This window comes from Rhizobium sp. 01N424 (assembly GCF_056399485.1).
Genome location: NZ_JBFTRK010000001.1, coordinates 731,220 through 752,187, shown reverse-complemented (window position 1 = coordinate 752,187; position 20,968 = coordinate 731,220). Strand labels below are relative to the sequence as shown.

18 protein-coding genes are annotated in these 20,968 nt (G+C 61.6%); 9 read left to right on the top strand and 9 right to left on the bottom strand.

Annotated elements, in window-relative coordinates; translation table 11 throughout:
* Window positions 1-158 precede the first annotated feature (158 nt).
* Window positions 159-1,160 (bottom strand): DUF4424 domain-containing protein, encoded by a 1,002-nt coding sequence (locus tag AC1DNK_RS03805; protein WP_477939874.1) that lies wholly within the window; start codon window positions 1,158-1,160, stop codon window positions 159-161.
* Between the two features lie 128 nt (window positions 1,161-1,288).
* Here AC1DNK_RS03805 and AC1DNK_RS03800 point away from each other — a divergent pair, with 128 nt between their 5' ends.
* The gene (locus tag AC1DNK_RS03800) at window positions 1,289-2,038 is read left to right on the top strand and encodes a TlyA family RNA methyltransferase (RefSeq protein ID WP_477939389.1); all 750 of its coding nucleotides are present in this window, start codon (window positions 1,289-1,291) and stop codon (window positions 2,036-2,038) included.
* Entirely contained in the window at window positions 2,035-3,285 is a 1,251-nt protein-coding gene (locus AC1DNK_RS03795; RefSeq protein WP_477939387.1) for a class I SAM-dependent RNA methyltransferase, read from the top strand. The genes AC1DNK_RS03800 and AC1DNK_RS03795 overlap by 4 nt, the downstream gene beginning before the upstream one ends.
* A 230-nt stretch (window positions 3,286-3,515) precedes the next feature.
* Here AC1DNK_RS03795 and mcpU read toward each other — a convergent pair whose 3' ends face one another.
* The 3 genes from mcpU to AC1DNK_RS03780 form a co-directional block, all read right to left on the bottom strand.
* Window positions 3,516-5,585, bottom strand: a complete 2,070-nt coding sequence (gene mcpU / locus AC1DNK_RS03790) for a methyl-accepting chemotaxis protein McpU (protein ID WP_477939385.1) — start codon at window positions 5,583-5,585, stop codon at window positions 3,516-3,518.
* Between the two features lie 217 nt (window positions 5,586-5,802).
* Complete coding sequence (locus AC1DNK_RS03785) at window positions 5,803-6,555, bottom strand: crotonase/enoyl-CoA hydratase family protein (RefSeq protein ID WP_477939383.1); 753 nt, start codon at window positions 6,553-6,555, stop codon at window positions 5,803-5,805.
* An 8-nt stretch (window positions 6,556-6,563) separates the two neighbouring features.
* Window positions 6,564-8,342 (bottom strand): acyl-CoA dehydrogenase, encoded by a 1,779-nt coding sequence (locus AC1DNK_RS03780; RefSeq protein WP_477939381.1) that lies wholly within the window; start codon window positions 8,340-8,342, stop codon window positions 6,564-6,566.
* A 226-nt stretch (window positions 8,343-8,568) separates the two neighbouring features.
* On the opposite strand from AC1DNK_RS03780, the gene AC1DNK_RS03775 reads away from it, so the two are divergent.
* Window positions 8,569-9,564, top strand: a complete 996-nt coding sequence (locus AC1DNK_RS03775; RefSeq protein ID WP_477939379.1) for a transporter — start codon at window positions 8,569-8,571, stop codon at window positions 9,562-9,564.
* A 54-nt stretch (window positions 9,565-9,618) separates the two neighbouring features.
* On the opposite strand, the gene AC1DNK_RS03770 is transcribed toward AC1DNK_RS03775, so the two are convergent.
* Window positions 9,619-10,080, bottom strand: a complete 462-nt coding sequence (locus AC1DNK_RS03770) for a BA14K family protein (protein ID WP_112386488.1) — start codon at window positions 10,078-10,080, stop codon at window positions 9,619-9,621.
* Between the two features lie 160 nt (window positions 10,081-10,240).
* On the bottom strand, window positions 10,241-11,485 hold the full coding sequence (locus tag AC1DNK_RS03765; protein WP_112386489.1) for an aromatic ring-hydroxylating oxygenase subunit alpha: 1,245 nt from the start codon (window positions 11,483-11,485) through the stop codon (window positions 10,241-10,243).
* A gap of 396 nt (window positions 11,486-11,881) precedes the next feature.
* Here AC1DNK_RS03765 and AC1DNK_RS03760 point away from each other — a divergent pair, with 396 nt between their 5' ends.
* From AC1DNK_RS03760 to AC1DNK_RS03750, 3 genes are read left to right on the top strand one after another with little or no spacing between them, the layout of a single operon-like run.
* Window positions 11,882-12,487 carry a DUF6656 family protein gene (locus tag AC1DNK_RS03760; RefSeq protein WP_112386519.1) on the top strand — a complete coding sequence of 202 codons (606 nt, stop codon included), beginning with the start codon at window positions 11,882-11,884 and terminating at the stop codon, window positions 12,485-12,487.
* A 55-nt stretch (window positions 12,488-12,542) separates the two neighbouring features.
* The gene (locus AC1DNK_RS03755) at window positions 12,543-13,517 is read left to right on the top strand and encodes an L-threonylcarbamoyladenylate synthase (RefSeq protein WP_477939377.1); all 975 of its coding nucleotides are present in this window, start codon (window positions 12,543-12,545) and stop codon (window positions 13,515-13,517) included.
* Window positions 13,518-13,533: 16 nt separating this feature from the next.
* Window positions 13,534-14,958 carry an FAD-binding oxidoreductase gene (locus AC1DNK_RS03750; RefSeq protein WP_477939375.1) on the top strand — a complete coding sequence of 475 codons (1,425 nt, stop codon included), beginning with the start codon at window positions 13,534-13,536 and terminating at the stop codon, window positions 14,956-14,958.
* On the opposite strand, the gene AC1DNK_RS03745 is transcribed toward AC1DNK_RS03750, so the two are convergent.
* Entirely contained in the window at window positions 14,955-17,783 is a 2,829-nt protein-coding gene (locus tag AC1DNK_RS03745) for a DUF1217 domain-containing protein (protein ID WP_477939373.1), read from the bottom strand. The genes AC1DNK_RS03750 and AC1DNK_RS03745 overlap by 4 nt on opposite strands.
* 313 nt (window positions 17,784-18,096) lie before the next feature.
* Between AC1DNK_RS03745 and AC1DNK_RS03740 the strand changes: the two genes are divergently transcribed.
* Window positions 18,097-18,663 (top strand): DUF6101 family protein, encoded by a 567-nt coding sequence (locus tag AC1DNK_RS03740; RefSeq protein WP_112386520.1) that lies wholly within the window; start codon window positions 18,097-18,099, stop codon window positions 18,661-18,663.
* 57 nt (window positions 18,664-18,720) lie between these two features.
* Here the strand turns inward: AC1DNK_RS03740 and ubiA are convergent, their stop codons facing one another.
* The gene (ubiA, locus tag AC1DNK_RS03735; RefSeq protein ID WP_477939371.1) at window positions 18,721-19,680 is read right to left on the bottom strand and encodes a 4-hydroxybenzoate octaprenyltransferase; all 960 of its coding nucleotides are present in this window, start codon (window positions 19,678-19,680) and stop codon (window positions 18,721-18,723) included.
* Between the two features lie 106 nt (window positions 19,681-19,786).
* Here ubiA and AC1DNK_RS03730 point away from each other — a divergent pair, with 106 nt between their 5' ends.
* Both AC1DNK_RS03730 and AC1DNK_RS03725 read left to right on the top strand, forming a co-directional pair.
* Window positions 19,787-20,044, top strand: coding sequence for a ribbon-helix-helix protein, CopG family (locus AC1DNK_RS03730; protein ID WP_477939369.1), 258 nt, complete (start codon window positions 19,787-19,789; stop codon window positions 20,042-20,044).
* A complete protein-coding gene (locus AC1DNK_RS03725) occupies window positions 20,037-20,378 on the top strand; it encodes a type II toxin-antitoxin system PemK/MazF family toxin (RefSeq protein WP_477939368.1) in 342 nt (113 codons plus the stop codon). The genes AC1DNK_RS03730 and AC1DNK_RS03725 overlap by 8 nt, the downstream gene beginning before the upstream one ends.
* Window positions 20,379-20,380: 2 nt before the next feature.
* Here the strand turns inward: AC1DNK_RS03725 and AC1DNK_RS03720 are convergent, their stop codons facing one another.
* Complete coding sequence (locus AC1DNK_RS03720) at window positions 20,381-20,962, bottom strand: histidine phosphatase family protein (RefSeq protein WP_477939366.1); 582 nt, start codon at window positions 20,960-20,962, stop codon at window positions 20,381-20,383.
* Between the last annotated feature and the right edge of the window lie 6 nt (window positions 20,963-20,968).

The window sequence follows — 20,968 nt, the reverse complement described above, 5'->3', positions numbered from 1 at the left end:
CGGCGGCAGACGGAAAATCGGAAGGAACATGAACTGCGGGCAGGGAAATGCGTGCCATCATGGCGAAAGCGATTCAGGCGAACCGCTGCAATCGTCCCGAACCTATGGGGCGGGGCTTTAAAATTGTTTAAGTTTGCACCGCACAAATATTGGGTGTGCTATTCATCCGGCGCGTTGAGGATCAGAATATCGAGGTCCTGTTCCGGCCAGAAATCGGTCGCCGTCATCTCGAAAGTGGTGGGACCGGTCTTCTTCACACCGGTGCCGCAGAAGCTGATGAGGTTTTTGGCCCTGCCCTTGTCCAGCGTCAGCTTGAAGTTCTTGATCGGGCCGTTCCAGTTGGCGCCGGTCTTGAGTATGTAGGAAATCCAGCTTTCGGTGTAGTTCGGGCCGCCATTTTCCTGCCCCTTGGCGAGCTTCTGCGCGGCCTTAACGAAGCCTTGGTCCATGCAGTAGCGCCTGGCATAGTCAGCATAGCGATCGCCCTTGGCCTCGCCTTCTTCCAGGAAGCTGATCGCCACCGTGCCACCGACGCTCGGCGTATAGCGGTGCGAGACCGTTACTTTCGCCTTGGCCGGAAAGACGGTTTTCCACCAATAGGTCGAGCGCAGCGTCCAGAGTGGCGTCATGTGGTGCTTCATGCCGTTGCCGTCGTTGTCATAGACATCGTCGTAGAGCACACCGCGGGACAGCCAGTCCCGCTTGACATCGTCGGGCAGCTTGTCCAGCGCGGCATAGGTGCTATCGGCAAAGGGAAGCGGCGGGATGTTGCGGGCTTTCAGGTCGTCCGTCACGTCGATGCTGGCAGCAATCGCCCGCTGCTGCAGCGCCGGGGCGATCGGTTTGCCATCCTGCGTCACGGTGAAATCGAGGAAGTTGTCGCTGCCGGAATTTGCAATGGCGATATCGCTTTCGACATGGCCGGGAAGATCCGGCATGGGGAAGGCGACGAGTGTCTCGACATCCTTGTCCGCGCTGTTTTCGAAGACATAGTCGACGCGGACTTCCTTCTCCGAAATGAACAGCGCCTCGCTTTCCATGCTGACATCGGGGGATTCGATAAAGGTGAGGCCGCCGGTCTTCAGCTCGGCCATCGTATCGTTGGCGAGCGCCGGGGTGGCAAAGGCTGCGGCGGCAAGAATGGCCAAGCTTCTCGAAATTGCCATGCCACTTCGCTCCCCTACCCCATGACCAAGGGCAGAATTATCGCCGAACGCGAAGAGGCGTCAACGGCAGCCGTGCAAACAAAAGGCTTGCAAGCGCGGGCTTTGCCAGTCATGGACAGCCCATGTCCGATCAGAACAATACACAGCGCCTCGACCAGCTTCTCGTCAGCCTTGGCCTTTTTGCCAGCCGCTCGCGGGCGCGCGATGCCGTCAACCGCGGAACGGTGAAGGTGGGCGGCAAGGTCGTCACCAAGGCCGGAGCACTCTTTGGCGAAGACGCCGCGATCGAAATCGACGATCCGGCGCAGGACTATGTCTCGCGCGCGGCCCTTAAGCTGACGGCGGCACTCGACCATTTCTCTCTCGATCCCGCGGGACACCACTGTCTCGATATCGGCGCCTCGACCGGCGGTTTCACCGAGGTGCTGCTGGAGCGTGGCGCGACGCATGTGACGGCGATCGACGTCGGGCATGGGCAGATGCATCCGCGCATTGCCGCCGATCCGCGTGTCGCCAATATCGAAGGCTTCAACGCCCGCAACCTGACGGCCGACGATGTCGGCCATGACGTGACCTTCATCGTCTCCGACGTGTCGTTCATTTCGCTGCGGCTGGCGCTGGCGCCGTCCCTTGAGATCGCCGAAAGCGGTGCGACCGCGGTGCTGCTCGTCAAGCCGCAATTCGAGGCCGGGCGCGAGGCGATCGGCAAGGGTGGCATGCTCAAGGATCCCGCTTCGGCGCCCGATGTAGCGGCTTCGCTGGAACGCTGGTTCGTCGAAGAGATGGGCTGGAAGAGCCTTGGGCTCATCGCCTCTCCCATTGCCGGCGGCGATGGCAACCAGGAATATCTACTCGCAGGAACGAAGCCGTGAGCACCGAAACAGTCACCATCCAGAAACTCGGCGGACAGGGCGACGGCATTGCCAGTGGCAAGGACGGCCCGATCTATGTGCCGTTTGCGCTGCCCGGCGAAGAGGTGGCGATCGCCCGCGTCAAGAACCAGGGCACGATCATGTCGATCGCCAAGGCTTCGGCGGACCGGCAGGAGCCCGCCTGCCGCCACTTTGGCCCCGACGGCGTCAACGGCACCTGCGGCGGCTGCACGCTGCAGCATCTTGCGGATGCGCCCTACCGCGCCTTCAAGCGGCAGCTGGTGGTCAACGCACTGAAATCGCAGGGCATCGAGGCCGAGGTCGGCGATCTGGTCGTGGCCCATCCCGGCGAGCGCCGCCGCGTGGTCTTTGCGGCACGCAAGACCGAGAAGGACATGCTTGTTGGATTCAATCAGGCCGAAAGCCACCACATCGTCGATATCGAGGAATGTCCCATCTCGTCGGCGGGGATCATGGCCCGGCTGCCGGCGATCAAGGCCATCGGCGCCTCCATGGCGGCCAATGCCGAAGCCTTCCGCATCTCCGTGCTGGAGACAGCGTCCGGGCTCGACCTTGCCGTCGACGGCATCAAGAAGCTTTCCGACCAGCAGCGCCGCAAGGCGGTGGAAACCGTGCTCGGGATGCGCGGCATCGCCCGCGTTTCGCTGAATGGCGAGATTCTGGTGGAGCCCACCAAGCCGATCGTCGATTTCGGCGGCATACAGGTTTCGCCACCCGCCGGCGGCTTCACGCAGGCGACGAAGCCCGCCGAAGACGCGATGGCCGAGCTGGTCGTCGCCCATGTCGGCAAGGCCAAGCGCATTGCTGACCTCTTCGCCGGATCAGGCACCTTCTCGCTCCGGCTTGCCCGCATCGGCCGGGTGCATGCCGTCGAAGGCGAAGACAAGGCGCTTGCCGCGCTCGACCAGGCGGCGCGCAAGGCGCAGGGCCTGAAGCCCGTCAGCATCGAAAAGCGCGACCTCTTCCGCCGCCCGCTGATGACGGCAGAATTCAAGCATTACGACGCCGTGGTCTTCGATCCGCCGCGGGCGGGTGCGGAATTCCAGAGCCAGGAGCTGGCGCGCTCCGCGGTCAAGAAGGTCGTCGCCGTCAGCTGCAACCCGCTGACACTGGCGCGCGATCTCGCCATTCTCATCGCCGGTGGCTATCGCCTCACCAGCGTCACGCCGATCGACCAGTTCCTCTGGACGGCGCATGTGGAAGTCGTGGCGACGCTGGAGAAGTAGGCCGCAGCTGGTCGGGCCGCGTATCTTTCTGTGAATCGCGCGCTCTCCGTCCCTCATTCCTGTGCTTGTCACAGGAATCCAGTCACCACGCGTCTGCGTGGTGGGAAGAGTCCTTTCGGCCCAAAGACTTGGGCCGGCTGGATTCCTGTGACAAGCACAGGAATGAGGGAGAGACCCAAAACAAAAATGCCCGCGTCTCCGCGGGCATTTTCAGTTCACAGCAGGCCTTATCAAGCGACGCGGCGGTGACCCGACGAAGCGCCGGACTGGCCGCTGCCGAGATTGAACTGCGACAGCAGCTGCATCAGCTTCGCGGCCTCGGCGGCGAGGCCGTGGCTGGCGGCGGTCTGTTCCTCGACCATGGCGGCGTTCTGCTGCGTGCCCTGGTCCATGGTGTTGACGGCCGTGTTGATCTCGTGGAGACCGGTCGACTGTTCGCGGGTGGCGGTGACGATCGCGCCGACGTGACGGCTGATTTCCTGTACCTGCGTGACGATCGCTTCCAGCGCCTTGCCGGTTTCGCCGACCAGCGTCACGCCGGAGCGGACCTGGGCGTTTGAGGTGGTGATCAGCGCCTCGATTTCCTTCGCGGCTTTGGCGGAACGCTGGGCAAGCTCACGGACTTCCTGAGCGACGACGGCAAAGCCCTTGCCCGCTTCACCGGCACGCGCCGCTTCGACACCGGCATTCAGCGCCAGAAGGTTGGTCTGGAAGGCGATGTCGTCGATGACGCTGATGATGCTGGAGATCTGCTCCGAGGATTGCTCGATGCCGGTCATGGCATCGACAGCCTTGCGGACGATCTGGCCGGATTTTTCGGCGCCGCTGCGGGTGTTAGAAACCAGGTTGCCGGCTTCCTCGGCGCGGCGGGCGGTATCCTTGACCGTCGTGGTGATCTCTTCCAGCGCCGCTGCGGTTTCTTCGACAGAAGCGGCCTGCTGCTCGGTGCGGCGGGCAAGGCCATCGGCGGCGGTGCGGATTTCGGTTGCACCGGCGTCGATCGCATTAGCGTTGCTGCCGACGGTCTGAAGAGCGCCATGCAGCTTGCCGACAGCGCTGTTGTAGTCATTGCGCAGGCGGTCGAGATGGGCGGCAAAGGGCGTCTCGATGCGGTGCGCGAGGTTGCCGTCCGACAGCGCGCCGAGTGCCCCGCCAAGGGCGTCGACGGCGGTGCGGATTTCGGCGGCTTCACGGGCCTTCTGTGCCTCGCGCTCCTGGCGCTCGCGCTCGGTCAGCGAGCGGCCTTCCTCGGCCTCGCCTTCGAGACGCTGGCGGTCGATGGCGTTCGACTTGAAGACCGCGACGGCCTCGGCCATCGAGCCGATCTGGTCGCGGCGCTCCTGGCCGGGAATGGCGGCCGAGAGATCGCCTGCAGCAAGCTTCTGCATTGCGGCAGTCATCGCCGTGACCGGCTGGACGACGAGGCCGTGCAGCAGCCAGGCCATGGCAGCGATCATCAGGCCGACGGCGAGCAGCGTGGCAATGGTTGCGGCGATACGGAATTCGTTGAGTGCCGCGAATGCCTTGTCGCTATCGACGACGAAGCCGAGAGACCACTCGACGGTCGGCAGCCCGGCGACCGGCATGAAGCTGACGAGAACGGGCTTGCCGGCGAATTCTGTGGCAGCAAGGCCGGTGCCGATCTTCGGTGTCTGCTTCGGGAAGGCATCGGCGAGTGTCTTGGTGACCAGCTTTGCATCCGGATGGATGAGGATCTGGCCGCTCTTGTTGACGAGGAAAGCCGTACCCTGGCCGCCGAGATCGATCTCCTTGATCATCTTGACCATGGTTTCGAGCGCGAAGTCGGAGCCGACGACGCCGGCGAGCTTGCCATCGCGCTGAACCGGAACGGCAGCGCTGATGATCAGGTCGCCGCTGGACGCATCGACATAAGGCTCGGTCATGACGCTGGCATTGGCTTTGACGGCGTCCTGATACCACGGGCGCTTGCGCGGGTCGTAACCATCGGGCATCGGCAGCTTCGGCCACATGGTGAAGACGCCCTGCTCATTGCCGAAATAGGTGCTGACGAACTGGCTGGTGAGAACGTCGTTCTGCAGCACTGTTTCGATCCCGGCCTGATCGGACGCGCGGCCGATGGCGTTCGCGACCATGGCGGTCAGCGTCACGCGGCCGTTCATCCAGTTGGCGAGGCTGTGTGCGGCCTGCTCGCCAGAGGACTGGATATTGGCTTCGATCGAGGCGGTGGTAACGTCGCGCTGGACGGAGTTGATGTAAAAGGAAAAGGCAGCGAAGGCCGCCAGGACAACTGCGGACGCGGCGACGAGAATGCGCGTCATCAAATTCGTCTTCTTCAAGTGCGTTCTTTCGAAGTCTACCACCTTGCCGTTTGCGCGGATGGACTGCGCGGCGGAACGGATCGGGCGGATGGGGCTTGGGGGCAAAGCTGCACAAGGCGCGTCATGCGCCTGGACGAACGGGCAATTCGTCACTTCCTGATTAGTAGGGTCGCATTAAAACACACTTAAAATTTAGCTAAAACCCTATGTTTTTATATTAGCGCCGCATGAAAGCTTCGAAGGCTGTTCTTGCCTCATCACTTTTCAACTGTGTGGTGAAGTAACGCGCTTCTTCATCTATACGTGCAATAATTTCTTCGCGCGGACCGCGAACCAGATCGCGCGCAATTCGCAGAGCGGTGGCAGGCTTGGCGGCGAGCTTGCCTGCGGTTGTCAGCGTCAGATGTTCCACTTCGCCCGGCGCGCAGACCTTCCAGATCAATCCGGCATCGCGTGCCTCGGCAGCCGTGAAAGCTTCGCCTGCGGCCAGCAGCGCGAAGGCGCGCTGGTGGCCCATGATGCGTGGCGCGAGCAGGCTGGAGGCGGCTTCCGGGACCAGCGCCAGATCGACGAAGGGGGTGCGGAACTGGCTGCGAAGCGAGGCGATGGTCAGGTCGCAATGCATGTGCATCGTCGTGCCGATGCCGATCGCCAGACCATCGACGCCCGAGATCAGCGGCTTCTGCGCATTGACCAGAGCATAGAGGAAATCGAGAAGCTCGTGGCCGAGGCTGCCGCCCATCGCGGCGGCCAGGAAATCGGCGATGTCGTTGCCCGCCGAAAACGCGCCTTCGGTGCCGAGGAAGGCGGTGGCACGGATCGCCTCATCGGCATCGGCGGTCTTCAGCGCTTCGGTCATTCGCACATACATGGCGCGGGTGATGGCATTCTTCTTGTCCGGCCGGTTGAAGCGGATGATCTGGACGCCCGCGTGTTCGGCGGACTGCTCGACGATGATATGGTCGGTCATGGTGATCCTCAGGCCAGGATGGCGCGGGCTGCGGCAAGGCTCGCGGCACCATTGACGGTGCGGTCCTTCAGGGCAGTGGTTTCGGACAGCAGGTTTTCGGCGGCAAAGCGGCAGAGCGCGATGCGGCCCTCTTCAGCACCGTCGCCGGTCTTGGCGAGGCCGCCCTTGGCGAGATAGGCGCTGGTCAGCACCAGGCCGAAGAGGCGCTGATAGGGTGTGGCGCCCGAGAGCGCTTCGGCGATCCTGCCATCGGCTTGTGCTTTCATCAGCCACTCCGTCGCCTCGGTCAGATCGGCGATGGCCGCATCGAGGCGGGCGGCGGTTTCGCCGAAGCCGGAGAGGTTCGACCCGCGTACCGCTTCGGCGATGACACTGAGCTCGGCGATGAAGCCTTTCACATGCTCGCCATTCGAGAGCGGCAGCTTGCGGGTGACAAGGTCGATTGCCTGGATGCCGTTGGTGCCTTCATAGATCGGTGCGATGCGGGCATCGCGCAGGAAGCGGGCAGCACCGGTTTCCTCGATGAAGCCCATGCCGCCATGGACCTGGATGCCGAGCGAGGCGACATCGACGCCGGCGTCGGTGGAGAAGGACTTGGCGATCGGGGTCAGGAGAGCGGCGCGCTCCTGCCAGTGTTTCGTATCGCTGCCGGCGTGATGCGACATGTCGATGGCGTGGGCGCAGGCATAGGAGATGGCCCGCGAGCCCTGGGTCAGCGCCTTCATCGTCAGCAGCATCCTGATCACGTCAGGGTGCTCGATGATCGGGCTCATGCCGGAGCCGGTCCAGCCGGGCGCCTTACCCTGGGTACGCTCCTTTGCAAAGGCGATCGCCTTCTGCGTCGCTACTTCGGCAATCGCCACGCCCTGCATGCCGACCGTCAGGCGGGCATTGTTCATCATCGTGAACATGCAGTTGAGGCCCTTGTTCTCCTCGCCGATCAGCCAGCCGATCGCGCCCTTCTCACCCCCGAACTTGCCGTCGCCATAGAGCATCGTGCAGGTCGGCGAGCCGTGGATGCCCATCTTGTGCTCGAGCGAATGGACGAAGACGTCGTTGCGGGCGCCGAGCGAGCCGTCTGCATTGACGAGGAATTTCGGCACCAGGAACAGCGAGATGCCGCGCGTTCCGGCAGGCGCATCCGGCAGGCGGGCGAGGACGAGGTGGATGATATTGTCGGTGGCGTCGTGCTCGCCCCAGGTGATGAAGATTTTCTGGCCGAAGATGCAGTAGGTGCCATCGTCACGGCGCTCGGCGCGGCTCTTGAGCGCGCCGACATCGGAGCCTGCCTGCGGCTCGGTGAGGTTCATCGTGCCGGTCCACTCGCCGGAAACGAGTTTCGGGAGATAGGTCTGCTGCAGATCCTTGGATCCGTGCGCGGTCAGCGCCTCGACGGCACCCATGGTCAGCGTCGGGCAGAGCGCGAAGGCGGTGGCGCCCGAGTTCCACATTTCGAGCGCGGCGACATTGAGGAGAACCGGGAGCCCCTGCCCGCCGAATTCTTCCGGGCCGGTCAGGCCGTTCCAGCCGCCGGCGATCCAGTCCTGATAGAGCTTCGCCCAGCCATCCGGCGTCTTGACCGCGCCATCGATCAGCCGCGACCCTTGCGTATCGCCGATCTCTCCGAGCGGCGCGACCTCATCCGTGGCGAAGCGACCGGCTTCCGTCAGGATCGCATCGACGAGATCTTCGCCGAGATCGCCGAACAGGCCCTTGTCCAACGCGTCCTTCAGGCCGGCGACATGCTTCAGCGTGAAAGCGATCTCTTCGACGGGCGCCTTGTACATATGGTCTCCTCACATATCCGGCCAGTGATCGGTACCGGCCATCCTCCAGCCTCAGGGCTAATTGATTTTTACGTAAACGTCAATTTCGATTTTGAAGCGTGTCAGGGCTGCGCCACGTTGTCTCGCCTCTTGCTTATTCGCAGCGTTGTGCAAACAAACGTCATGGAGAATCTCTAGAGCGGAATGCCGAAAAGAGAATGACGGCTTTGCGAAGGACCGGTGACTGATGGATACACTGCCTGCCAATATCCCCGGCCTCATCTGGGCATACCGTTTCCCGGCAGGTTCGAAGACCGCGATCCGGCTTGACAACAGCGCGATGGCGGCGGAGCTGACGGCCGGAGACGGCTTCTACTGGCTGCATCTGAACCTGGCCGATGCGCGCGTCCCAGCGCTGCTGGACACGCTCAAAGGCCTGACCGAGGATGCCAAGTCGGCGCTGACGACACGCGACACCCATGCGGCGCTCACCGTCGACGAGCAGATGCTCTACGGCACGCTCATCGACTGCCAGCGCGAATTCGACCAGGATACAGCCGATCTCGGCTGGCTGCATTTTGCGATCTCCGGCCGCTTCATTGTCACCACCCGGCTGCAGCCGCTGCGCAGCGCCGACCGGGCGCGCATCATGATCGAAAAGAACCCGGCAAAGTTCGAGCGGCCGGTCGATATCTTCGAGCTGCTTGTGATCGAATTCCAGCGCACGCTGATCTCCGTCGTCATGGAACTGACGGAAGAGCTGAACCTGATCGAGGATTTCGTCTACGACAACACGCCGCGCGACGAGCGGCGGCGGCTGGCGCCGGTGCGCCGCACGGTCGTGCGTCTCCACCGCCACCTCAGAAACGTGCTGGCGCTGATGCGCCGGGCTTCGGCATCCGACGAGGACGAGATGCCCTTCGGTTTCGACGACATCGCCGGGAGGCTGACCAGCCGGCTGGAGACCGTCGATCACGACATCTACGCGCTGCAGGAACGCGCCCGGCTGCTGCACGAAGAAATCGACTCGAAGCTGTCGTCGGAAACCAACCGGCACCTCTACATCCTGTCGATCATGACCGCCTTCCTGCTGCCGCCGACGCTGGTCACCGGCTTCTTCGGCATGAACACCGCCAACCTGCCTTTCGCCCAAGGGTCGGGCGGGACGGAATATGCGGTGGCGCTGATCCTCGCCTCGATCGTATTTGCCTGGTGGCTGCTGAAACGCGTCAACATCCTCTGACAGCAAAAAGCCCGGCATCTCTGCCGGGCCTTTATCATCTCGATGCGCCTTGTATCAGTAGGGCGAGTAGCACTGCTGGCGCGGGCCGTTATACGGCTGGAAGGTGTTGTCGTAGACACGATACGAGCGGTAGCGGTTCTCGCACCACGACACATGGGCGGCCGTCAGGCGCGGTGCGGCGTAGCGGGGCGGCGGCGCATAGTAGCGCGGCTGCGAAGCGATGGCACCACCGATGATCGCACCGGCACCGAAGGCAGCCAACGGATACCAGTAGCCGTTATAGTGGCGGTAGCCGTTGCGATAATACGGATAGCCACGATAGCCGCCATACCAGCCGGGGCCCCGGCGCGGATAATAGCGGCGATACTGGACGTCCTGAATGCTGGAAGCCTGTTCCTGCTGCTGAATGACCTTCGGCGCTGCTGCCAGCGGCATGGCCTCAGACGGCAGGAAGCTCGTCAGGACAACAGCGGCGGACAGCACAGCGGCCGAAATCTTCTTACTGAGACCAATCATTGTCGTTCTCCATCCCAAGAGCGGAATTTGCCTGTCAGCAAACGCGCAGGGACGGAAAAGGTTCCCGGCACCGTTTTCTTCAAGCACGGGTTGAAGTTACGAAAGCGCCGATGAACCGGAGATTAACCGGCTCATCGGCGCTGGCAAGATCACGCAAATGTCAGGCGACGACTGAGAGCTTCGCCTGATCGCCCTGCAGGCGATTGACCATGAAGTTCGAGTACCATTCGAGGAACTGCATGACGCCGCCCTCGTGCAGCATCGAATAGGGACCGGGCTCATAGGCCGGCGAGTGAATGCCGAAAGCGTTTTCTTCGACGATGCGGCGGTCCTGGTCGTTGGTCTCGGTCCAGACATGCGTCAGTTCTTCGAGATCGTAATCGACGCCTTCGACGGCATCCTTGTGAACGATCCACTTGGTCGTAACCGCTGTCTCGTTGGCGCTGAGCGGGATCACGCGGAAGGAGATCGCGTGGTCACCGAGCAGGTGGTTCCAGGTGGTTGGATAGTGGAAGAGCAGCATCGTGCCGATGCGGTCGATGGTGACGTCCTCGGACAGCTTGCGCTTGACCGCCGGGCGGCCCGACATGGTGTAGCTTTCGGCGTCCTCGATCAGTGGCATGCGCGCGGTGCGGAACTGGCCGTCAGGCGAGATCTGGAACTTGCTCGGCAGGCCGGCAGCCTCGCAACGAGCCCAGTGGCCGGCGATTTCAGGATCATCGGCGCCGCCGTCGGTACCGGTGACGCTCGGCGCTTCCGGATAGGTGCGGCAGAGTTCCGGATGGTTTGCGGCGCAGTGATAGCACTCGCGGTTGTTTTCCCAGACGAGCTTCCAGTTGCCCTTCTCGATGATGGTGCTCTGGAAGGCGATCTTCCCTTCGGCGAGGCGATGCGGCAGCATGTAAGGCGTCACCATGTCGCGAACCGGCTGGAAATCCGGCGCCTTGTCGGCGAGGCAGATGAAGATATAGCCGCCGAAGCTTTCGCAATGGATCGGCTTCAGGCTGAAACCGCTCTTGTCGAAATCGTCGCCCATGTGGCGGGCGAAGGCGAGCTTGCCATCGAGATCGTAGGCCCACTGGTGATAGGGACAGACGAGCCGGACAGAGGAGCCGTGCTCCTTGGTGCAGACGCGCGAGCCGCGGTGGCGGCAGGAATTGTGGAAGGCGCGGATGACATTGTCGCGGCCGCGGACGATGACAACGGGATACTGGCCGATCTGCACCGTGAAATAGGCGCCGGGCTTCGGCAGTTCGCAATCATGGCCCATGAAGAGCCAGTCGCGGTAATAGATCATTTCCATATCGAGCTTGAAATAATCCTCGTCGATATAGAAAGGCTGCTCAAGGCTGAAGCCTTCGCGCCGGTTTTTGAGCTGCCGCAAAACGTTGCTTCGAATGTCCATTTGCATATCCTCGTGCAATCGGCTCAGCCATCAAAGGCATGGCTTTTGGAAGCGATCGCTTCCCTCCCTTCCGGGAGCATTGGTCATGGGGGCATTTAAGCACCGGGCATCCCCGGTTCTTGGTTGTAAAGCGACATCGGCTTCGAAATTGACGACAGGATGACGAGCGGCTGCGAAAATCGGAGCCCCGATGGATTTTCCACTCTTTTCATTCGATTGCGACATCACAAGAAGAACTGCCGCCGCCCGCCTTCCACTTTCCCAAAGGCAATATTATCCCAGATACGACACGATGGCACTGCAAGTTTTCGGGGGTCGATGCCATTGGCGGCCTTAAGGGCGCATTAAGCATGAACTCCTATTCTTGCGGCAGAGACAAACGCGGGAATGCGGATCATGGCGAAACTTCGCTATTTCGACGCCAAGGACGAAACCAGACCGGAGGAGGCCCCTGCGGCGCCCCATTCCGAGTTTCTGCGGACGGGAAAGATCACCCGTGACCGCGCTCACTGGCTGGCGGAAGAGCGCCGCTACCTGACGCATGACGAAGTTGCCGAGAAGACCGGCCGCAAGCTGCAATCGGCAGGAAACCAGGCACATCAGCAGATAAACGGCTTTCATCGGGCCATCCAGTTCCCCAAGATGGTATTTCACCGGACGCTCAGCGACAGCCCGCATCTCGGCTACTGTCATGTGACGGCGTCGCGCACCAAATTTGCGCGCTACGAGGAAGTCAGCTGGGCTTTCTATATCGCCAATTTCTATGCCGATATCGGCGACAACGACAACTTCTTCCACAAGATCAACATGCAGTATTCGCGCATGTATTTCGCCGTGGCGATCAAGCCCGGCGAGCATACGGCAGAGAAGATGACGATCGACCGGTCGGTGCGCGGCAACGGCGTGCTATTCCGCACCGACGATCCGCAGGCGGCGATCCGCAACGTGCTGCTGCTTGGCGCGCGCAACGAACAGCTCCGGGAAATCATTCGCCAGCTCTGATATTGATCGCAGGCGCTCAAGAGCATAAGGGACTGCCTGAGATTATAGGCAGTTCATGGCACGTATCATCGACATTACCGCAAGCCGGGAAGACGCGCTCAGCGCAGCCTCTGCCGTGCTTGGCGAAGGCTATCCGGTGGCGATCCCGACCGAGACCGTTTACGGGCTTGCGGCCGATGCCACCAACCCCGCCGCCATTGCCCGGATCTATGAGACCAAGGGCCGCCCGCAGTTCAATCCGCTGATCTGCCATATGGCCGACCTTGCGATGGCGGAGGACTATGCTGTCTTCGATCCGCTCTCGCGGCTTCTGGCGGAGGCCTTCTGGCCCGGGCCGCTGTCCCTGGTGCTGCCGCTGAAAGAGCAGAGCGGCATTCATGCCCTGGCAACCGCTGGGCTCGACACCGTCGGGATCCGGATTCCGAAGGGTTTTGCCGGCGAGCTGATCCGCACCTTCGGAAAGCCGCTTGCCGCCCCCAGCGCAAACACGTCCGGCAAGATCAGCGCCACCAGCGCAGACCACGTCGCCGATGATCTCGGCGGCAAGATCCGTTTGATCCTCGACGCGGGGGCGAGTGACGTCGGCGTCGAGTCGACGATCGTCAAGGTCGAGAACGGCGAGATGACACTGCTGAGGCCCGGCGGGCTGGCAGCCGCGGACATCGAGCGCGTTGCGGGCAAGCGCCTGCGCCGCAGGAAGAAGGCCTCGGCAGCCATCGAAGCGCCGGGCATGCTTGCCTCGCATTATGCGCCGGGTGCCGCCGTGCGGCTCGATGCCGATGCCGTCCTGCCTGGCGAGGCACTGATCCTGTTCGGGCGAGCTGAAATCCGCGGCATTGCAGATGCAGCAATCCAGCTGAACCTCAGCCCCGCAGGCGACCTTGCCGAGGCAGCCACCAACCTGTTCGACTACATGAAGAAAGCCGATGCCAGCGGCGCGGCGACGATCGCCTTTTCACCAATCCCCGACGAGGGACTTGGCGAGGCTATCAACGACCGCTTGAGGCGCGCTGCCGCACCGCGCGAATAACAAGGACCGAGCCCCGATGAGCGTATCCCCGGAACTTCTCGACCGCTTCACCGCCATCGTCGGCGAAAAATATGCACTGCGCAGCGAGGCCGAACTTGCACCGCATCTGGTCGAGAACCGCGGCCTCTATCACGGCTCCTCCCCTCTCCTCCTGAAGCCTGCCAATGCCGGTGAAGTCTCAGCGATCCTGAAGCTTGCCACCGAGACCGGCACCGCAGTCGTGCCGCAGACAGGCAATACCGGGCTGGTCGGCGGGCAGACGCCACGCGAAGGCAAGTCGGACATCATCATCTCGCTGGAGCGCATGAACAAGATTCGCGATGTGGATCCGGTCGCCAACGTTCTGGTTGCTGACGGCGGCGCCATTCTGGCCGAAGTGCAGAAGGCGGCGGAGGCGAACGGGCGGCTGTTTCCGCTGTCGCTCGGCTCCGAGGGCTCCTGCCGTATCGGCGGCAACCTGTCGACCAATGCCGGCGGTACGGCGGTGCTGGCCTATGGCAATATGCGCCAGCTCTGCCTCGGCCTCGAGGTGGTGCTGCCGACCGGCGAGATCTGGGACGGACTGCGGCGGCTGAAGAAGGACAATACCGGATACGACCTGCGCGACCTCTTCATCGGCGCCGAAGGAACCCTCGGGATCATTACCGGCGCGGTGCTGAAGCTCTTCCCGCAGCCACTCGGCAAGCAGGTGGCCTTTGCCGGGATCGGCAGCGTCGAGGACGCGCTGGCGCTCTTCAATCTGGCAGGCAGCCTTTGCGGCACCTCGCTGACCGGCTTCGAGCTGATGCCGCGCTTCGGTGTCGAGATCACCAGCAAGCATATCGACGGTGTACGCGATCCGTTGGAAAGCCCGCATCCCTGGTATGTGCTGATCGACATCTCGACCTCGGATTCGGCCGAAACCGCCGAGCGGATGATGAACGCGCTTCTGGAAAAAGGTTTTGAGGAAGGCCTGGTACAGGATGCGGCGATCGCCTCATCGGTTGCCCAGCAGCAGGCGCTTTGGCACATGCGCGAAAGCATGTCGGAGGCGCAGAAGCCCGAGGGCGGTTCGATCAAGCACGATGTCTCGGTGCCGGTTTCGCGGATCCCGCATTTCATGGCGGAAGCGGCCGAGGCCGTGATGGCGGCGATGCCCGGCGCGCGCATCTGCGCCTTCGGCCATATGGGCGACGGCAACATCCACTACAACATCTCGCAGCCTATCGGCGCCGACAAGAACGCCTTCATCGCCCGATGGCATGAAATGAACGTGATCGTGCATGGCATCGTGCGCGCCCATGGCGGCTCGATCTCGGCCGAGCATGGTATCGGTCAACTGAAGCGCGACGAGCTGGCCGCGATCCGCTCCGAGATCGAGATGGATCTGATGCGCCGCATCAAGCGCGCCTTCGACCCCGCCGGCATCATGAACCCCGACAAGGTCGTCAACCTCGATTAACCGAGGACGCCGGCCGCCTTGGTGGTTCCGCCATTGGTCAGGATCTGCAGGGCGGGCGCCTGGGTGGTGCTGTTCTGGATGTCGTACATCGCCGTGAAGCGCTTCACCAGCTTGTCGACCTTCTTGGGATCGCCGAGATCCTTCAGATCCATGAACTTCTGCAGCATCGCCACCTGCTTGTCGACATCCATGCTGGAAACCTGGCTCGGCAGGTTGAAGGCCGTCTGGACGACCTGGAACAGCGCCTTGTCGCCAAGGATCGTGTAGAGCGAGGTAATGTTCGGCGCCTGGCGGGTGAAGTAGAGCGCAAGACGGGTGCCGTCGTTGTTCTGCCCCTGCTGCGTTTCCAGCGTCTGCGCCAGATAGCCTTGCTGCGTGCGGTCAAGCGCACCCTGGTCCTGGACCGCGCCGAGCTTGGAGCGCGTCAGATTGCCGTCCTTGTCGAAGTTGAAGTCGGCGACGATGTCCTTGAACTTGGTATCGGCCTTGGTGTTCAGATAACTCTTCGGATCGGCGGGATCAGAGGTGAAGATCTTCTTCAGCGTATCCTTCTTGTAGTCCTTCGGGTCGAGACCGACGGACTTGAGGATAAAGTCGGTGAGCTTGGTGTTGCCCAGCAAGTCGTCCAGCGACTTCACATCGTCCATGCCCTTGGCGAACGCATCGACGTCCTTTGCCGCATCCTTCGATGCCTTGTCCTTGGCCGGGCCGTCAGCCATGAACATCAGCAGGTGCGACTTGTAATTGGTCGCGTATTTCGCCATCGACGCGTCGGAGAGCGGCGCCAGATGCTGACCGATCTTGCCATCGCTGCCGAAGTTGAAGGCGCGGGCGAAATTGGTGATGCGCTCATCCTTCAAGGAAGCGACATAGCCCTTCGGATCGTAGGCATCGCTCGTCAGCACCTTGCGGGCCATCGACTTCGGGAGGTCCGCTTCCGTCAAGCCGAAGGCCTGCAGCGCGACATGATACATGTCGGGAAGGTCGTCGTTTCTCTTGCTGAAGTCGATCTGCTTGTTGTCGCGCAGGAAGTCGTTGATATTCTTGACGTCCGAGAACGTTCCTGTGCCGACGCTCGAGGTGATGAGGTTCTTGTAGTTTGTGGTGATGTCATCCATGAAGTCGTTGGCTTCATCGTCGTAGCGCTTCATGTACTGCGTCGAGGTCTGCGTGGTAGCTGCAGCGCTCTGGGCACCATCGGGAGACGTGACCGTCCCATCCGTATTGAAGTTAAAGGCGTCGTGAAGCTCTGTGAGGCCAAGCTGGCCGGCGAGGCCCGAATTGACCAACACCTGGCGCAGGCCGGTATTATCAAGCCCGTCGACAAGACCGCTACCATAGCCATGCCTGCCAAGGCTGTAGGCTGCCTTGATGTAAGACGTCATTCGGTCGTCGGCCATCAGCTGATCGACGTTGGTGATCGTCTTGATCGTCTTTTCGAAATAGGACTTGTTGAAGGCCGCCGCCGCCGGCGTGACGTAATAGACGTCGTCAGGCTCGCCTGGTGCGTCGTCGTAGTCCACGACCTTCTGCAGAGAGTTCAGTGTGTACTTCTCGAGGATGCCGTTCTTTTGATCGGTCGTCTGCGCTGCGCCGACCGTCGAACCATCGGCATTGAAATTGAAAGCCGAGGGCGCATCGGGCGCGCCGACCGAGGCCGCGTAAGCAGGGTCGGTCAGCAGCTTCGTGACATTCTCGTCGGTCATCGACATCGGCACGCCGAAGGCGACCTTGACATAGGAGGACAAGCCGGGATCGGCGACGATATCGTCGGCACCGGTCACGGTTTCCATGATCCGCTTGTAGTAAGCCGTCGACTGATCGAAGCGGGTAGCGGCGGTCACCGTCTGCGCAGCGGTCTGCGCGCTGCCGTTCACACTGCCATCGGCGTTGAAGCTGAAGGCCGAGTTGAGGGTCGTGTAGCCTTTGGCCGCGGCTTCCGTCGGATCGGTCAGATAAGTCTTCAGGTCGGCATCCGAAACGGTGCTGCCGACATTGTAGACCGCGCGGACGAAATTGTTGAGCTTCTGGTCCGACAGCAACTGATCGACATTGGCAATGCTGCCGATCGCCGACTGGAAATAGTCCTTGCCGTTGGCATTGGCGCGGCTGACCAGATCGGTCTGCTGCGTGGCAGTCTGCGGCGGCTGCGGCGTCGCACCGGTCGTGCCGTCGGCCGCGAAATTGAAGTAGCTGGCCATATCCTGATACTTGGCGTTAGCCTGCGTATTGACGAAGCTGTTCGGATCGCTGACGTCGCTCGTCAGAACATTCTTCAGGAAGCTGTTCGAGACATAAGTGCCGTCGATGCCGAAGGTCTTGAACACGAAGTCCTTGAGACGCGGATCGCCGACCAGATCATCGACACTCGTCACATCGCGCATCGCCGATTTGAAATAGGCAGACTCGGTCGCGGCGTCCTTGCCGCTATCCTGATACGACTGCGTGTAGAGGCCGATCATGTCGTCCTCCTGAGAGGAGGTCTGAGCCTGTGGCGCTGCTGTGTGAAAATTAAAGGCGGCGGCGAATGTCTTGTAACGGGAATCGGCCAGCTTGTTGGCGAAGCTGTTGGCGTCGGTCAGATCGCTCTCCAAAACCTTCTTCATGAAGGCCTTGGCATAGGTCATGTCGCTGAGACCGTAGGCGTCCATGGCATAGCTGTAGAGCTTATAGTTGCCGAGAAAATCGTCTACGTCTTTGACCTTGTTGATGTTCGCCGCATAGTAATCGGCATTGCTCTTGACGGTCGACTGGGATGCGACACGATCGAGGCTCGTCTTCATATCTTTCGACAATATCGCGTAAGCAACGGAAGATGAAATCATCGAGAGCGCCCTTTTCGGGAAAATACCTAAAAGAATAACGGGATATCCTGTCTCGATTTTGCCACTTAAAGCTTACTTGAGGCTTACCGACGCGGGTGCCGTTATGGCACATGCTCTTATGAGACAACGTTCACATTCCAGAAACCCTGCCACATTCGATTTTGATAACCATCAGGAAAGGCAGCGTTTTCTTAACCGCAAATTTTAAGCGGTCCGGAAGAGGCCGCGCCTATTGTCGAGCCATAGAGGGCGAAAAAGCCCCGAGGAGAAGACCGGAAACCGGCTCTCAGGTAAGACAAGGGTAGAAATGAACATGAACAACACCGTTATGAAGCCCGCATGGGCTGGTACGACACTGCGCCTCGATCCGTCGCGCTTTCCCCAGCAGGTCAGCTACGCCATCCATGACGCCTCCGGTGACGTCAACATAACGATCGACGAACGTGGCGCCATCCTGCGCAAGGTTCTCCCCTCCAGCGGCCTGCCGCTCTCTATCGCCCTGCCGAAGCGCGCCTTCAAGGGTGTTGCAGCCCGGGCGATCGACCATGGTGACGGCGAAGTGACCGTGACCCTGGAACTCCACCATGAAGATCCCGATCTCTGTGTGCCGCTCCTCGTCGCACACGATCTCGGCGATATCGCCGCCGACTGGCGCGGCTGGTCGGAAGCCTTCCGCATTCCGATGCTGATGGTCGAGGCCGATGGCGTTGCCCGCCCGCTGGAAGAACATCTCGGCGATCTGCGCACCAGCCACATGAAGCCGCGCCGCCGCCACTCCTATTTCGCCAACCGCCGCCCGCGCTTCCTGGTGCGCCGCACGACCGGCAAGCTCGGTGTCTCGATGAAGATCGAAGGCAAGGAAATCATCGCCCGCAACTGATCGCGGCGACAGAACGCAAACAGAAAACCCGGCCTTGCGCCGGGTTTTCTGTTTTGATCAGGGCAGCGTCAGAAGCAACGAGACGAATAGACCGGCAAAGATGATCAGGCCGACCCGGTTGTTCGACTTGAAGAGATAGAGGCACTGGTCGCCATCGTTGATATCGAGTTTGACGATCTGCCAGGCAAACATGCCGGCAGCGATCGCGAGGCCAAGATAGGCAACAGGCCCGACGCTTGCCAGCCAGAAGGCAAGCAGCATCAGCACTAGCGTCGCCCCGTAAAGGCCGATCAGCCACTGGCGGGTGCGATCACCGAACAGCCGCGCTGTGGAGCGGACACCGATCAACTCGTCGTCTTCCTTGTCCTGATGCGCATAGATCGTGTCGTAACCGATCGTCCAGACGACGGAGGCGATATAGAGCAGCACGGCTGCAAGCGACAGGCTGCCGAAAATGCCTGCCCAGCCCATCAGAGCGCCCCAGGAGAATGCGAGACCGAGGAAGAGTTGCGGCCAGTCGGTGAAGCGCTTGGCGAAGGGGTAGAGCGCCACGATGCCCAGCGACAGGATGCCGAGGATGACGGCAAACCAGTTGAACTGCAGAAGGACGATCAGGCCAACGAGGGCTTGGAGAACGATGAAGATCTTCGTCTGCGTGCGGGTAACACGGCCCGATGGCAGCGGACGCGAGCGCGTGCGGGCCACTTCCATATCGATCTTGTGGTCGACGAGATCATTATAGGCACAGCCGGCACCGCGCATGGCGACCGAACCGATGAAATAGAGGATCAGATGATAGATGGTCAGGCCGCCGGAAAAGCTGCCCTGCATCGCCGCCGCATTGGCGGCAAGCGCCACGGACCAGAAGCACGGCCACATCAGCAACTGCCAGCCAATCGGCCGGTCCCAGCGCGCCAGCTGCGCATAAGGCCACAGCCAGGGTGGCAGGATCCGGTAAACCCAATTGTCCGAAGGCGCGTCGGCGACTCGCCCGTTCAGTCCGTCGATCTTTTGCATGGGGGCATCTAGCGACGGTGAGCGCGGCGGGTCAAGCGGGCATGGGGGCGCGGGGTGTTGCCGCCGATAACCTTGGGTGTATAGTGTGGGTCACAGAAGGTGACACATGTCCAGCGCAAAGATGAGCTTCGTGACCAAGGCACGAATTGACCCCGACCTTCGGGATGAATTCGCGCGCGCGGCGGAAAGCAACGCGCAATCGCCGAGCGAGGCCATGCGAGATGCGATAAGGCTTTATATCCGTCGCGCCAAGGAACAAAGAATTCGGGAAGAATCCGAACGCATCCGCGCCAACGAGGCGGAAGAGAATAACGTTATGATGTGGATTGCCGAGCATAGTGCGCCTGTGGAAGGCGATGATTAAGCGCGGTGCGATTTACACAATGGCAGCGCGTGGGAGCTACACCAGCAAGCCACGCCCTGCCGTCATTCTGCAAAATCCCGCGCTCAACCTGAAAAGCGTCATCGTTGTTCCGCTGACGACGTTCGACGCTGATGCACCCGAAACGCGCATTGCGATTGAACCTTCGCCAACCAACGGGCTTAGCATTCGATCCTTCGCCATGTGCGATAAGATTGCTGCCGTGCCCGTTTCCAATCTAGACAAGGAAATCGGCGTCTTGACGCGTGGGCAATTAACGGACATTCGCGCCGTAATTCAGTTCCTGCTGAGCGACACCGACGATCTGTCCTCATAAACCTACCGCCCATTCCACCGCCGGATCACCGGCTCGGTCAGGTCGTGCTCATAACCCAGCACGCTGATGCTCGCCGTATCCAGCACGAATTTCGATCCGTCTTCCGGTGGCAAGCCGAGCCAGCGAGCGGCCAGCACGCGCAGGAAATGGGAGCTGGAGAAGATCAGGACGGGGGCGTTCAGCGCGCGCAGTCCGGCGATGATGCGGTCGGCGCGGGTGCCGGTATCGGCGGCGGTTTCGCCGTCAGGGCAGCCGTCGCGGAAGAGCTGCCAGCCTGGGCGGGTTTTCAGGATTTCCTTGGTGGTGATGCCTTCATAGGCGCCGTAGTCCCATTCGGCGAGATCATCCTTGATGACGGCGTTGGCGCCGAAGCCTGCGAGGCTGCAGGTGTTGCGGGCGCGTTGCGACGGGCTTGACCAGACGGCGGATGCCGGAACGCCCTGGAGACGGGGGGCGAGGCCGCAGGCGGCCTCCTCTCCCTTTGCGGTCAACGGTATGTCGCTGCGGCCGGTATGCTGGCCGGACAGGCTCCATTCGGTTTCGCCGTGACGGACGAGGGTGATTTCGGGATGGGCGCTGGCCATGACAAC